At 73.7% G+C, this 14,305-nt stretch carries 12 protein-coding genes and 1 pseudogene; 9 read left to right on the forward strand and 4 right to left on the reverse strand.

Annotation, left to right across the window (positions count from 1 at the left end):
- The first annotated feature begins 129 nt into the window (after nt 1-129).
- The 8 genes and pseudogenes from ABVB68_RS30215 (at nt 130) to ABVB68_RS30250 (ending at nt 8,657) form a co-directional block, all read left to right on the forward strand.
- Complete coding sequence (locus ABVB68_RS30215; RefSeq protein ID WP_353604357.1) at nt 130-807, forward strand: AIM24 family protein; 678 nt, start codon at nt 130-132, stop codon at nt 805-807.
- Nucleotides 808-960: 153 nt separating this feature from the next.
- The gene (locus ABVB68_RS30220) at nt 961-2,145 is read left to right on the forward strand and encodes a tetratricopeptide repeat protein (RefSeq protein ID WP_353604358.1); all 1,185 of its coding nucleotides are present in this window, start codon (nt 961-963) and stop codon (nt 2,143-2,145) included.
- 101 nt (nt 2,146-2,246) lie between these two features.
- A pseudogene (locus tag ABVB68_RS30225) lies at nt 2,247-2,993 on the forward strand (polyprenyl synthetase family protein); the annotation flags it as partial.
- A gap of 522 nt (nt 2,994-3,515) precedes the next feature.
- A complete protein-coding gene (locus tag ABVB68_RS30230) occupies nt 3,516-4,475 on the forward strand; it encodes a threonine/serine dehydratase family protein (RefSeq protein WP_353604359.1) in 960 nt (319 codons plus the stop codon).
- A gap of 195 nt (nt 4,476-4,670) precedes the next feature.
- Nucleotides 4,671-6,245, forward strand: coding sequence for a protein kinase domain-containing protein (locus tag ABVB68_RS30235; protein ID WP_353604360.1), 1,575 nt, complete (start codon nt 4,671-4,673; stop codon nt 6,243-6,245).
- A 48-nt stretch (nt 6,246-6,293) separates the two neighbouring features.
- Nucleotides 6,294-7,265, forward strand: a complete 972-nt coding sequence (locus ABVB68_RS30240) for an LLM class F420-dependent oxidoreductase (RefSeq protein WP_353604361.1) — start codon at nt 6,294-6,296, stop codon at nt 7,263-7,265.
- A 222-nt stretch (nt 7,266-7,487) separates the two neighbouring features.
- Nucleotides 7,488-7,916 (forward strand): SsgA family sporulation/cell division regulator, encoded by a 429-nt coding sequence (locus tag ABVB68_RS30245; protein ID WP_353604362.1) that lies wholly within the window; start codon nt 7,488-7,490, stop codon nt 7,914-7,916.
- Nucleotides 7,917-7,952: 36 nt separating this feature from the next.
- Nucleotides 7,953-8,657, forward strand: coding sequence for a DUF2238 domain-containing protein (locus ABVB68_RS30250; protein WP_353604363.1), 705 nt, complete (start codon nt 7,953-7,955; stop codon nt 8,655-8,657).
- Between the two features lie 77 nt (nt 8,658-8,734).
- Here ABVB68_RS30250 and ABVB68_RS30255 read toward each other — a convergent pair whose 3' ends face one another.
- The 4 genes from ABVB68_RS30255 to ABVB68_RS30270 all read right to left on the reverse strand — a co-directional run bounded on the left by ABVB68_RS30255 (nt 8,735) and on the right by ABVB68_RS30270 (nt 13,530).
- The gene (locus ABVB68_RS30255; RefSeq protein WP_353604364.1) at nt 8,735-9,274 is read right to left on the reverse strand and encodes a DUF6328 family protein; all 540 of its coding nucleotides are present in this window, start codon (nt 9,272-9,274) and stop codon (nt 8,735-8,737) included.
- A gap of 64 nt (nt 9,275-9,338) precedes the next feature.
- Nucleotides 9,339-10,322: an aldo/keto reductase gene (locus ABVB68_RS30260; protein ID WP_353604365.1), complete on the reverse strand. Its 984-nt coding sequence runs from the start codon at nt 10,320-10,322 to the stop codon at nt 9,339-9,341.
- A gap of 412 nt (nt 10,323-10,734) precedes the next feature.
- The gene (locus ABVB68_RS30265; RefSeq protein WP_353604366.1) at nt 10,735-12,228 is read right to left on the reverse strand and encodes an MFS transporter; all 1,494 of its coding nucleotides are present in this window, start codon (nt 12,226-12,228) and stop codon (nt 10,735-10,737) included.
- Between the two features lie 105 nt (nt 12,229-12,333).
- Nucleotides 12,334-13,530 (reverse strand): FAD-dependent monooxygenase, encoded by a 1,197-nt coding sequence (locus tag ABVB68_RS30270; RefSeq protein ID WP_353604367.1) that lies wholly within the window; start codon nt 13,528-13,530, stop codon nt 12,334-12,336.
- Between the two features lie 338 nt (nt 13,531-13,868).
- Here ABVB68_RS30270 and melC1 point away from each other — a divergent pair, with 338 nt between their 5' ends.
- The gene (gene melC1, locus ABVB68_RS30275; protein WP_353604368.1) at nt 13,869-14,270 is read left to right on the forward strand and encodes an apotyrosinase chaperone MelC1; all 402 of its coding nucleotides are present in this window, start codon (nt 13,869-13,871) and stop codon (nt 14,268-14,270) included.
- The last annotated feature ends 35 nt before the right edge of the window (nt 14,271-14,305 follow it).

Genomic DNA, 14,305 nt, shown 5'->3' on the forward strand with positions numbered 1-14,305 from the left:
GCGGGGGGGGACGGCCTGGGCGCGTGCGGTGGAGGAGCAGGGGCGAGCGGGGGCGCGCCGAAGGGTGCGGCGTGGGTCGCGGACGCCGCGATCTTGGCGGAACGACATCGTCCGGGACACCATGCGCACATGAAGGGTGACCTCTTTTCCAGTCAGCACGTGGTGCAGCCGGCCATGGAGCCGGGAATGTCCATCGAGAACGCCAAATGCCTCAGGTACGCGGTGAACGGCGAGATGTACGCCCGCCAGGGCGCGATGATCGCCTACCGGGGCGGCCTGAAGTTCGAGCGCAAGGGCCAGGGCGTCGGCGGCATGCTCAAGCGCGCGGTCACCGGTGAGGGACTGCCCCTCATGACGGTGAGCGGGCAGGGCGAGGCCTGGTTCGCGCACGAGGCGCAGAACTGCTTCATCGTCGATGTCGAGCACGGCGACCAGTTCACCGTCAACGGCCGCAACGTGCTGTGTTTCGACGCCACGCTGTCCTACGAGATCAAGACGGTGAAGGGCTCGGGCATAGCCGGCGGCGGCCTGTTCAACAGCGTCTTCAGCGGGCAGGGCCGGCTCGGCCTGGTCTGCGAGGGCAACCCGCTGGTGATCCCGGTCTCGGCGCAGTTCCCGGTGTACGTCGACACCGACGCGGTGGTCGGCTGGACCGCACACCTGCAGACCTCGCTGCACCGCTCGCAGTCCATCGGCTCGATGCTGCGCGGCGGTTCCGGTGAGGCGGTGCAGCTGATGCTCCAGGGCGAGGGCCATGTCGTGGTGCGGCCGAGCGAGCTGACACCCCAGAAGGCGCAGCAGCACTGAACCTTCACATGTGATCCCTTCCAGGCGGGCAACCCGCCCCGCCGCACCGGCGTCTTGATCGTCAACAGACCGATGCCCCGACCCTGAGGGCCGGGGCATGTTTCCGAGATGCTATACACGACATGTATACACTCCGTGTATAGAAGGGTACGCATGTACGGCAAGGCTTTCGCCCCGGAGTACCAGGGCGCCCTGACCACCCTGTCCGTGAACTCCTCGCTGGTGGAGGTGCTGGCCGAGGGCACCGAGCGGTTGCGTGAGGCCGAACGGGCCGGACGGCCCGCGGAGGCGGCGCGCTGCGGGCTCGCCGTGGCCGAGGCCCAACGGCGGCTCGGCCGGATACGGGAAGCGGACCGGGCCTGGAAGGCGAGTTACCGGGCCGCCCGCGCCGCCGGGGACACGGCGGCCAGGGCCTGGGCCCTGTGGAGCGGCGGCACACTGGCCCGGCAGCGCGGGGCGTTCCCGCTGGCCTGGCGGCTGCTGAAGCTCGCGGCCGAACTCGGTGAGCTGGGCGGGGACGTCGTGGTCCGCGGGTACTCGCTGGCCGGACTCGCGGAGACCGGCCGCATCCAGGGGGACTACGAGGCGGTCGGCCGGCTGCACGAGCAGTTGCTGGCCGAGGCCCGCAAGCGGGGAGAGGCCCGGCACACGGTGTGGGCCCTGGAGGGCATCGCGCAGATGCACCGCAACACCGGCGACTTCGACCGGGCCTACGCCCTGTTCGAGGAAGCCGCGCAGATAGCGGAGCGGGCCGAGGACCGGCGGGGGCACGCGTGGGCACTGCGCGGACTCGCCGACATCCTCTCGGTACGCGACGGTGACACCGGGCGGGCGCTGGAACTGCTGTCCGAGGCGGAGGCCGGCTGCCGTGCCATGAACCTCTCCAGCGCGCTCGCCTACAACCACAAGATGCGCGGCAACGTCCTCTACCGCGCCGGGCGTCACGCCGAGGCCAGGGACATGTACGAGCTGGCGCTGGAGGAGTTCCGCGCGATGAGCGAGCCGCGCGGCGAGGCGCTGGCCCGGCTGGGCCTGACCAAGTCACTGGCCCGCCTCGGCCGGGACCGCGCCGAGACGGCGGCGGAACTCGCCGAGCTGGCCGAGACGTTGGACCGCAGCGGCCTCAAGCACGCCCGGGAGATGGTGACCCGGGCCCAGCGGGAGTTCGGCGTCCGCACGCAGACCGTGCGGGGCGTGGAGGACGATCGGGACAGGCGGGTCGCGCCGCAGACGCAGGTCGGGCCGGAGACGCAGGTCGGGCCGGAGACGCAGGTCGCGCCGGGTCCCCAGGCCGTCCGGGGCACGCGGGACGCGCGGGACGCGGAGGTCGTACGGTGACCGCGCTGCACACGGCGGTGCGGGTGCCGCTCAGCCCCGTCGAGAACCTGGCCCGCTGCCGGGATCTGGTGCGGCCGGCGCTGACCGAGGCGGTCGGCCGGATGCACCCGTGGGTCGCCGAGATGGCCGGGTACTCCTTCGGCTGGTGCGAGGTCGGCGGGGCCCCCGCCACGGCACCGGGCGGCAAGGGCGTACGGCAGGCGCTTGCGGTGCTCGGCGCCGAGGCGGCCGGCGCCGACGCGACGGCCGGCGTCCCGGCCGCCGTCGCGGTCGAGCTGGTGCACGCCTTCTCGCTGCTCCACGACGACATCATGGACGGCGACGCCACCCGGCGACGGCGCCCCGCCGTCTGGAAGGCGTACGGCACCGGTCCCGCCGTCCTCGCCGGGGACGCCCTGTTCGCACTGGCGGTGGACACCCTCGCGACCGTGCCGCGCGGTCCCGGCGCCCTGCGGTTGCTCTCTGCCGCGCTCGCCGATCTGGTCCGCGGCCAGGCCGACGACCTGCTGTTCGCCGCCCGGCCGTGGACCGGGCCCGAGCGGGTGACACCCCAGGAGTACCGGCGGATGGCGGAGGGCAAGACCGGCGCGCTGCTGGGCTGTGCCGCCGCGCTGGGCGCGGCGCTGGGCGGGGCGCCCGAGGCGACCGTCACCGCGCTGGACCGGGCCGGACGCCATCTCGGCATCGCCTTCCAGCTCGTCGACGACGTGCTGGGGATCTGGGGCGACCCCGCCGTCACCGGCAAACCCGTCGGCGGTGACCTCCGGGAGGGCAAGAAGACGTTCCCGGTGCTGGTCGCCCTCGGCGCCCCGGCGTCCCGACGGCTGTCCGCCCTGCTCGACTCCCCGAGCCGGGCCGCGGAGTCGGCCACGCTCGGCGCACAGGCCACACGACCGCCCACCTCCCGCCCACCGGCACAGGCCACACGGTCAACAGCGCTCGGCTCATCCACCCGGACCGCCGAACCGGCCCCACCCCGCCCACCCGCACAGGCCGCACGACCGGCCGCGCCCGACTCCCCCGCCCGCACCACCGAAACGCCGGCCCCCCAGCCCCCCGCACAGGAGTCGGCCGGGTTCGGGTCGCCGGAGTGGGCCGCCGAAGTGGCCGCGCTGATCGAGGAGGCGGGTGGCCGTGCGGCGGCGGTGGCCGAGGCGCGGGTCCGGACGGCTGCCGCGCGGGCGCTGCTCGCCGACGTGCCCCTGGCGGGCCGGGCCGCCGAGGAGCTGCACCTGCTCCTGGACCACCTGACGCACCGCGTGCTGTAGCCGCCGCGGCCGTACTGCGAAACGGCGTTGACCTCTGCCGTCCTCGCGGGTCAAGGTGCGCACGGCGCGGTTCCCGTCCCCGCGCCGGAAGGGTGACCCACCTTGATCGGCATCTCGGACATCGAAGCCGCCGCCCAGCGGATCGCCGGACACATCGTACGGACGCCGACCGTGCCGAGCCCCGGCCTGACCGCGCTGCTCGGCGCCCCCGTCACCGCCAAGCTCGAACTGCTCCAGCGGACCGGCTCGTTCAAGGCCCGCGGAGCCACGGCGAAGCTGCTGTCGCTGAGCGAGGCGGAGCGGGCGGCGGGCGTGGTCGCGGTCAGCGGCGGCAACCACGGGATCGCCCTCGCGGTGATGGCGACGGCCCTGGACGTGAAGGCGACCGTGGTGATGCCGCGGACCGCGCCCGCCCGCTCCATCGAGATCGCGGCGCAGGCGGGCGCCTCGGTACGGCTGACCGACGGCATGGACAGCGCGTTCAGACTGATGACACGGCTGCGCGACGAGGGGCTGACGCTGGTCCACCCCTTCGACGACCCGGTCGTGATCGCCGGGCAGGGCACGGTGGGGCTCGAACTGGCCGAGGACGCCGGTGAACTGACGGACGTCGTCGTCAGCATCGGCGGCGGCGGGCTGATCGCCGGAGTCGCGGCGGCGCTGCGCGCCCGGCGGCCGGGCGTGCGCGTGTGGGGCGTGGAGACCGAGGGCGCCGAGTCCATGTCCGCGGCGCTGCGGGCGGGCGGTCCGGTACCGGTACCGCTGTCGTCGCTGGTCACCACGCTCAGCCCGCCCTCGGTGACCCGGCTGACGTACGACCATGTCTCCGTCCTCGTCGAGGAGGTCCTGGTGGTGACCGACCGGGACGCCGTGCGCGGCTGCCTGGAACTCGCCGAACACGCCAAGGTGTGGGCCGAGCCGGCCGCGGGCTGCCTGCTGCCCGCGGCCCGGCAGGTGCTCGAACGCGTCGGTGGAGACGCCCGGATCGGGCTCGTGGTGTGCGGGGGCAACACGGCACCCGGGGAACTCATCGGCTGGGCCGACGGCTTCTCCTTGCTGTGACGGGAACCGCAGCTCCTGCTTACCTTCGGTAACCCGCAGGTCGAAGAGCCTCTGGGGGCCGCCGTCCGCAACCCGGGGCGCGGCCTGGGCGATGGAATGGAAGGCGGTGCGGTGACTTGGGTCGAGGATCCTTTGAACGGACCCCCGGGCTCCCCGCGTACCTCTGGGAGACACCGACCGGGGGTTGCGCGAGGGATGACCATGGGCAAGTCGCACGTCTGCGGACACGAGCTGGTCGCCGGGCGGTACCGGCTCCTCGAGGTATTCAGCCGCGAGACCAACCGCCTGTGGTGGTACGCCGAGGACGTGGCGGTGGCGCAGCCCCGGCTGGTGGCGCAGTCGGCTCTTCCGGAGCCCTCCGCCGACGACACCGCGCGCCGGGTCGCCGCGCGGATCGTCCGCACCTCCGAGCGCATGCGTCTGCTGATCCCCGGCCGGGTCGCCGCGGTCGTCGACGCGGTGGTGGAGGGCGGCAGCCTGTGGATGGTCACGGAGTGGGTCGGCGGCTCGTGTCTGGGCGAACTCCTGGACCGTGAGGGCTCTTTCAGCCCGGCCCGGGCGGCGCGGATCGGCCTCGACGTGCTCGACGTGCTCGACGCCGCGCACGAGGCAGGGATCACCCACGGCGAGCTGAGCCCCGCCCAGCTCCTGGTGCGGGAGGACGGACCCGTGGTGGTCGCCGGATTCGGGCTCGCCGGGTCGACCCTGGTCCCGCGGCTCACGGCGCCGTCGTACGCCTCGCCGGAGCAGGCCCGCGACGAGCACATCGGCCCGGGCACCGATCTGTGGGCGCTGGGCGCACTGCTCTACACGATGGTGGAGGGCCGCCCGCCGTTCCGGGATCGAGGCCGCCCGGAGGCCACCCTCCGGGCCGTGGACCGGCTGCCCCTGCGCACCCCGCTGCGGGCGGGCCCACTGACCCGGATCGTGCTGGGGCTGCTGCGCAAGGACGCCGGCGAGCGGCTGACCCGGCCGGTGGCCCGGGAGGCGCTGACCCGGGCCCTGACCGAGGGCACCGACGCGGACCGGGATCCCGCCCCCGGCTTCCGGGTGCGCGGCGCCTACCGGGGCGTACGGTTCCCCGCGCCGGGGCGGGGGCGGCGCTCCCTGGTCCTGGGCACCTTGCTGGCCGCGGTCACCGTCACGGCCGCGGTCCTCGCCGTGACCCGGCTGCTGCCGGGCACGGACACGGCGGACGCCCCGCCGGGCGCCACCGCCACCGCCGGCACGGACCCCGCGGGCCCGGCCCCCACCGCCTCCCCCACCTCGGCGCCCTCCCCCTCCCCCTCCGCCTCCGCCTCCGCCCTGCCGGACGGCTACCGGCGCCTGACGGCGCCGGAGGGCTTCTCGGTGGCGCTCCCCGCCGGCTGGAAGCGGCTCGCCACCCAGACGACGGGTCCCGCCTACCGCGTCACCTTCGGCACGAGCGGCACCTCCCCCACCCTCGCCGTCACCTACAGCGAGCGCGTCGGGCGGGACCCGGTCACCGTCTGGCGGGACGAGGTCGAGCCCGAATTGCGCAAACTGCCCGGCTACCGGCGCGTCGGCGAGATCCGGGCCACCACCTACCAGGGCCGTCGGGCCGCCGACCTCGAATGGCTGGCGGGGACCGGGAACGGGCGGGTGCACACCTTCGGGCGCGGATTCCTGCTGGGCGGCGGCCGGGGGTTCTCCCTGCGCTTCACCACCCCGGCCGCGGACTGGAACGACGCGGCCGACCGGCTGGCGCTGAAGACGTTCCTGCAGACGTTCCGGGTGCCGGAGCGCTGATCCCCGACAGGCCCGTTTCCCCGCGGCCGACCAGGGGACTCGCGTCTTATGGTGCAAATCGGATACACGATGATGACCGAACAGGCCGGACCCCGGGAGCTGGTGGACCACCTGGTGCAGGCCGAGGAGGCCGGGTTCGACTTCTCGGTGACCTCGGACCACTACTTTCCGTGGCTGCGTTCCCAGGGGCATGCCCCGTACGCGTGGAGCGTGCTGGGCGCCGCCGCCCAGGCCACCTCGCGGATCCCGCTGATGACCTACGTGACCTGCCCGATCCTTCGCTACCACCCGGCGGTGGTGGCACAGAAGGCGGCCACCGTGCAGCTGCTGTCCGAAGGCCGGTTCCGGCTCGGACTCGGGGCCGGCGAGAGCCTGAACGAGCATGTGGTGGGCGGCGGCTGGCCGCCCGTGGACGTCCGGCACGAGATGCTCGAAGAGGCGGTGCAGATCATCCGCGCGCTGTTCGAAGGCGGCCATGTCACCCACCACGGCCAGCACTACGACGTGGAGTCGGCACGCCTGTGGGACCTCCCGGACCAGGCCCCGCCGATCGGCATCGCCGTCTCGGGGGAGCGCTCCTGCAAGCTCGCCGGACATCTCGCCGACCTGGTCATCGCGACCGAACCCAAGGCGGGCCTGCTCGACGCCTTCGACCGGCACGGCGGCACGGGCAAGCCGCGGGTCGGCCAGCTTCCGGTCTGCTACGACCCCGACCGGGGCACCGCGATCAAGCGCGCCCACTCGCAGTTCCGCTGGTTCGGGCTCGGCTGGAAGGTGAACGCCGAACTGCCGCACCCGGACTCCTTCGAGGCCGCGACGCAGTTCGTGACCCAGGACGACGTCGCCTCCGCCATCCCCTGCGGCAACGATCCGGACGACTTCGTGGAGGCCGTGCGGCCCTACGCCGAGGCGGGGTTCGGGGAGATCGCCCTCGTGCAGATCGGCGGCGACACGCAGCCCGAGTACCTGGACTGGTCGGCGAAGACCCTGCTGCCCGCCCTGCGCGAGGCGTTCGGCTGACGGGGCCGTCCGGCGCGAGGCGTTCGGCTGAAGCGGCCGCCCCGTGCGAGGCGTTCGGCCGGCGCCCCGTGCCGGGAGCACCCGCCGCCCGGGCGGCCGGCCGGGGCCGTCGCGGCGAGCCGCGCTGTGCGAAACCCGCGCCGAATCATGCGCACGGGTGAGCATTCCGGGCGGGACGGGGGTACTAGAGGTCTCTACGCCGACTGCTCCGGAGGCCCTCGCGTGAACTCGTTCGTGTACAAGACGCTGGTGGTACAGCTTCGCGCGGGAAGCACCGACCGGTGTCCCGTGCTCGCCCATCTCAGCTACGACGCGGACGACCCGTTCGCCGTCACGGCCGTCTTCGGCCACGACGGCCATGTGCTGGCCCGCTGGCGGCTGGACCGGCAGATGCTCTCCGACGGCCTGACCGGGCCGGTCGGCATCGGCGACGTCCGGCTGCGGCCCACCGGTGACGGAATGCTGCGCGAACTGCGCCTGGAGTTCCTCGGCGAGCACCGGTCCGACGGCAGCCGGCATCACGCGGTGGTGTTCGCCTGGGCGCCCGCCGTCGCGGCGTTCCTGCGCGAGACCCATCGCATCGTCGCACCGGGGCACGAGAGCGTCCCGGTCGACGAGTTCCTCGCGGAGATCCTCTCCGGGGCTGAGTAGCCGTACTCATGCCCGGCCCCCCGGCCCGGCGCCACCATGGGGCTCCGACGACGCCCCGAGGCGAGGAGCCCCGCCGTGACCGCAGTGCACTCCGCCCCGCACGCCCCGCCTCGCCGCGTGCCGCCCGTCGTGTTCGCCGGGATCGCCGCCCTCGGACTCGCCCTGTCCGCCTGGGGTGCGCGGGACCGCACGACCTGGTTCCTGGAGACCGTGTGGGCGCTGGCGGGCCTGCCCCTCGTGGTGCTGCTGTGGCGCCGCTTCCCGCTGACCGGCCTGCTGTGCGGACTGCTGACCGTGCACACGCTGGTCCTCGCGGTGGGCGGCCACTACACCTACGCGCAGGTCCCGGCGGGCGACTGGGTGCGCGACGCCCTCGGCCTCGACCGCAACCCCTACGACCGCTTCGGGCACCTCGTGCAGGGCTTCGTGCCGGCCGTCCTGGTCCGTGAACTGCTCAGCCGCACCTCGCCGTTGCGCGGCAGCCGCTGGCTGGCCCCGCTGACCGTCTGCGTCTGCCTGGCCTTCAGCGCCTGCTTCGAGCTGCTGGAGTGGCTGGCGGCCGAGATCGGCGGCCACGGCGCGGACGCGTTCCTCGCCACCCAGGGCGATGTGTGGGACACCCAGTGGGACATGTTCTGCGCCCTGATCGGGGCCGTGCTCTCCGTGCTGCTGCTCGGCGGGATCCACGACCGCCGGCTGCGGGCACTGGAAGGCACCGCCCCGGCCCGCGCCGCCCGCTGAAGTCTCCCGGGTGCCGCACCAGTCGGGGCCGCGCAGGCCAGAGGGCTCTAGGTGCGGGGGCCGGTGGCCAGAGGGCTCTAGGTGCGGGGCCGGTGACCCTCGTCCGGCCCCGGGGCCACGGCCGGCTCGTCCGCCCGGGAGGTGTGCTTGCGGCGGGCCCACAGGGGCAGGCCGAACCAGCAGACGAGGTACCAGGCGACGACCGCCGCGACCAGGTAGGGGACGTAGGCGTCGTGCGTGGCCACCCGGAGGATCAGCAGCAGTGCCGACGTCATCGTGACGAGCAGCAGGACCAGGCCGACGAACGTCAGCCGCGACGCAAGCCGGACCGCCTGCGGCTTGACCCGGCGGCCGGAGACCAGCCGGTGCAGGGACACCGGGCCGATGAGGGCGCCGGTCGCACAGGCGCCGAGGACGACGGTCACGATGTAGATGACCTGGTCGACGGTGGTGAGCTGGGTGTACTTGGGCTGGAAGACCACCGTCAGCAGGAAGCCGAAGAGGATCTGCACGCCCGTCTGGGCCACCCGGACCTCCTGGATGAGTTCACCCCACATCCGGTCGGCCCGTTCCTCCTCGGTCTCGTCGCGCCCTCGACGCACTGCTTCCTCCGTCATGCGGTTGCGTGTAACCGTACGGCCGTTCGTTCAAACGGCAAGCGTCCACGGCGACCTGCGGCGCCTACCAGCGGTGCTCGACCTGGTCCTTGATCCGCCGCTCGTACAACTCCCGGATCGCGGCGGAGGTCTCCGCCGGCAGCGGCGGCAGCTTGGCGGCGGCCGCGTTCGCACGGGCCTGCCGCGTGTTGCGCGCACCGGGGATCACCGTGGTCACGCCGTCCTGGTCGATGATCCAGCGCAGCGCCAGCTGGGCCGGTGTGAAGTCCCCGGGGGCCAGCGCGGCGAACTCGGCGGCCGCCTCGACACCGGTCTCGTAGTCGACGCCCGAGAAGGTCTCGCCCTGGTCGAAGGCCTCGCCGTGCCGGTTGAAGGTGCGGTGGTCGTCCGCCGCGAACACCGTGTCCTTCGTGTACCTGCCGGACAGCAGGCCGGAGGCGAGCGGCACCCGCGCGATGATGCCGACGCCGGCCTCCCGGGCGGCGGGCAGCACCTCGCGCAGGGGCTTCATCCGGAACGGGTTCAGGATGATCTGCACGCTCGCCACGTTCGGCCGGGCGATCGCGGTCAGCGCCTGCGCACAGGTCTCCACGCTCACCCCGTACGCCGCGACGCGCTCCTCCTCGACCAGGGTGTCCAGGGCGTCGAACACCTCGTCCGAGGAGTAGACGGCGGTGGGCGGGCAGTGCAGCTGCACCAGGTCGACGCGGTCGACGCCGAGGTTGCGGCGGGACCGGTCGTTCCAGGCGCGGAAGTTGTCCAGGACGTAGTTCTCCGGGATCTGCTCGACCCGGCGGCCCATCTTGGTGGCCACCAGCACATGGAGATCGGGCCGGCCGCGCAGGAACGCGGCGATGGTCTCCTCGCTGCGCCCGTCGCCGTACACGTCCGCCGTGTCGAAGAAGGTGACACCCGACTCGGCCGCCGCCTCCAGGACGGAGAGGGCCTCCTTGTCGTCCACCTCACCCCAGTCGGCGCCCAGCTGCCAGGTGCCGAGACCGACCACCGACGCCCACTGACCCGACCTGCCCATCACGCGTTCGTCCATGGCGGTCAGTGTGTCATCCGGCGCGCGTTCCGCGGAACGGACCGCTCCGGTGCGCGGCCGGCGCTTCGTCCGCCCCCCGCGGGTGACAGGCGTCGCGAACCACTTCCTCGACCGCCTCCGGTGCCGGGCGGTTCCGGACACCGGCGGCCGGCTCAGCCCGCGGGTGTCAACTGCGCCTGTACGACGGGCCGATAGCGGTCGGCGACGACGTCGGCGTCGTTCTCCCACAGGTGCGGGCCACAGGGCGATGCCGTACATGACGCCGAGGCCCCGCGGAGGGCCGGGGGGGCGGGTGCTTCGGACGCGGACGTCGCGAAGGGCGCGGACGTCGCGGCGGGCGCGGACGGCGCGAAGGGTGCGGGGGCGGGCGCGGTCCGGGGGGTGGCGGTCTCTTCCGGGCCGGGTGCGGTGCTCACGCTCCCTCCATGGCCTCGTCGCGGGTGCCCCGGGTGGCGCCCCGCGCGCGCCCGGTGCCGCCGGAGGGGGCGTCGCCCGGGATGGACAGCGCCGTGGCGCAGGCCGCGAGCGCGACGGCGCCCGCCATCGCGAAGGCGAGCAGGTAGCCGTGCAGGGTGGGTACGGGTGTCCCGGCCACCGGGCTGCTGTGGTGGACCAGGACGACGGCGACGGCGGCGCTGGAGACGGCCTGGCCGATGGTGCGCATGAGGACGTTGACGCCGTTGGCGGAGGCGGTCTGCCCGGCCGGGACGGAGCGCAGGATCAGCGTCGGCAGAGCGGAGTAGGCGAGGGTGGTGCCGGTGGCGACGACGGTCGCGCCCAGGATGATCATCCACAGGTCACGGCTGTCGGCGATGCGCAGGGCGTAGCCGCAGGCGATGACGGCGGCGCCGACGGCGAGGGTGATCCGCGGACCGCGGGCGGCGGAGATACGGGCCGACAGCGAGGAGAACAGCAGCATGGTGACGCCGCCGGGCAGCAGGCACATACCGGTGGCGACGATGGACAGGCCGAGCCCGTAACCGGTGGCCTCGGGGGCCTGCACCAGCTGGGCGGTGACCAGGGTGTTGGCGCAGAAGGCGAACCCGGTCAGCAGGGCCGCCACATGGGACAGCCCGACCCGCGGCCGGGTGACCAGGCGCAGGTCGACCAGCGGCCGTTCGGCGCGCAGCTGCTGCCACCACCACAGGGCGAGGACCACCGCGGCCGCGCCGAACAGCCCGAGGACCCGGGCGCTGCCCCAGCCCCAGGTGCCGCCCTGGGAGACGCCCAGCAGCAGGCACACGAGACCGGCGGCCAGGCCCAGCGCGCCCAGGACGTCGAAACGGCCGGGCTCCCGGACGGGGGATTCCTTGACGGCCCACCAGGTGGCCGTCACACCGAGCGCGCCGAGGGCGCCGGTCAGCCAGAACAGGGTGTGCCAGTCGGCGTACTGCACGACCAGCGCGGCCAGGGGCAGGCCGAGGGCGGCCCCGATGCCCACGGTGGAGCTCATCAGCGCCACCGCCGATCCCCGGCGCTCCGGGGGGAGTTCGTCGCGCAGGATGCTGATGGACAGCGGGACGACGGAGGCGGCGGCGCCCTGCAGCGCGCGGGCGGCGATGAGCACGCCGATGTCGCGGGACAGGGCGCACATCACCGACCCGAGGGTCATGAGGGCGAGCGCGGCCGTGAGGACCCGGCGTTTGCCGTACATGTCGCCGGCCCGGCCGAGCACGGGGGTGAGGACGGCGCCGGAGAGCAGGGTCGCGGTGACCATCCACGAGACGGTGGCGGCCGAGGCACCGGTGAGCCGGGGCAGGTCCGGCAGGAGGGGGATGACCACGGTCTGCATGACCGCCATGAGGATGCCGCCCGACGCCAGCACCGGGATGGTGAGCCGGTCCCGCAGCGGGGGTGCGGGGGCCGGGGTGCCGGGCGGCCGGGGTATCGGGCTTGCGGGGTCCATCGACGCTCCTGCGGACGACGCGGCTGCGAGGTGAACGGGAATTCACCCTATCGGGTGAACCCTTCATCAACGCGTCCATTTCCGGCGCCCGGGCAGGGGGGCCGGTCAGTCCCGGTGGGCGGTCGAGCGGGCGTGCAGGGCCCGTGCCGCCCTCGGCCCGAGCCAGCGCTTGAGCCTGCGCAGCACCTCCAGCCGCCCGGCCGCCCTGTCGAGGCCGTAGTAGAGCTGCGGCGGGACGTACGGCAGCAGCGGTGAGTGGCGCTGGCCGAGCAGGGCGAACATCCGGTGCGGGGGGAGGTGGATGTAGCGGGGCAGGTTCTCGTACCACTGGGCGCTGTAGCGGGCCGCGCTCTGTGCGGACAGCAGCTCGGCCTGGCGCCGGCGCTGGTAGGCGGCGAGGGCGCCGGTCAGGCCGGTGTGCTCGTGCAGGGCTCCGGCGAGGCACATGGCGTCCTCCAGGGCGAGGGTGGTGCCGGCGCCGATGGAGTAGTGGGTGGTGTGGGCCGCGTCGCCGAGCAGGACCAGGTTGCCGTGGTGCCAGGCGCGGTTGGTGAGGGTGCGGAAGTTCAGCCAGCCGGCTCCGCCGCGGGCGATGAGGGGGTGGCCGTCGAGGATGCCGGCGAAGAGCTTCTCCAGCAGGGCGAGCCCCTCGCCCTCGTCCGCCCGGTCCAGGCCGAGGCCGGTGAAGGTCTCCGGGGAGCATTCGACGACGCAGGTGCTGTGCCCGTCGCCGTATCCGTAGCCGTAGGCCCAGATCCAGCCGTGCGCGGTCTCGGTGAAGGCGAAGGTGAAGGAGTCGAACACCTTGGTCGTGCCGAGCCAGACGTAGTGGTTGCGGCCGGTGGTGGTCCGGGTGCCGAACTGCTCGGCGCACCGGCCGCGCAGGGCGCTGTGCACGCCGTCGGCCGCGACGACGAGGTCCGCGCCGGCGGGAGGTTCCGTGATCTCGCTCTCGTACTCCAGGCGTACGCCCAGGTCGCGGGCGCGGTCGGCGAGCAGGTCGAGCAGCCGGTGGCGTCCGATGCCGAAGCCCTCGTCCCCGTGCTGACGGGTCGCCAGGTCGCCGACGTGGGCGACGCCCTCGCTCCAGCGCACCGAGTGCTCCTCGATCGCCCGCGCCGAGACGGGGTCGTGCTCCCGGAGCCTGTCGAGGAGGCCGCGCCAGTACGTCACGCCCCAGCCGTAGGTCGAGCCCTGCGGGTTGCGTTCGTGGACGGTGACGTCGTGCGAGGGGTCCCGCCGTTTCAGCAGGATGGCGAGATACAGGCCCGCGGGCCCTCCACCGACACAGACGACCTTCACCGTACACACCCTCGCAGTCACCCGACGTGATCGTTCGGCATCGCAGGGTAGCAGGGTGTCGGACCACCCGATCCCGCCAGATTCCCGTGGTGAGCCGCGCCACTCGGACGGGCGGCGCACGCGAAAGATCACCGGGAACGGGGGCGGTACGGCAAGGAATTGCCCCTTCCGGAGCGGACCGGCCCGGCACCACAACAAGATCATCTTGGTTCAACACTGTAGGACATGTGGCCAATTGTCCGGATCGCAGCCAACCGGTCCGGGGGAATTTCCCGCGTTCACGGACCTCCGGATAGGCATGCGTCGTCACCGCAGGAACACCCTCCAGGAGGACCCGCATGCCCGACATCACCCGGCGTCGCGCGATCACCGCGGCGGCCGCGCTCGCCGCCACCGCCTCGGCCGCCGCCGTAGCCGCTCCGCACGCCCTGGCCGTCGCCCCCGGCACCTCGGCCGCCGGTCACGACCACACCGCGCCGGTCACCTTCGACTTCGACGAGGTCTACAAGGGCCGCCGGATACAGGGCCGGCCGTCGGGCGGCGGCGGTCACCACCACGAACACGGCGGCGGGTACGCGGTGTTCGTGGACGGGGTGCAGCTGCACGTGATGCAGAACGCCGACGGCAGCTGGATCAGCGTCGTCAGCCACTACGACCCGGTCCCCACCCCGCGCGCCGCCGCCCGCGCCGCGGTGAACGAGCTGCAGGGCGCGCCGCTGCTGCCCTTGCCCGCCAACTGACCGCCGACGCACAGACTTACGGAGCACCGCGCACC

The organism is Streptomyces sp. NPDC096012 (assembly GCF_040426375.1).
In the GTDB taxonomy this organism is placed as follows: Bacteria; Actinomycetota; Actinomycetes; order Streptomycetales; family Streptomycetaceae; genus Streptomyces.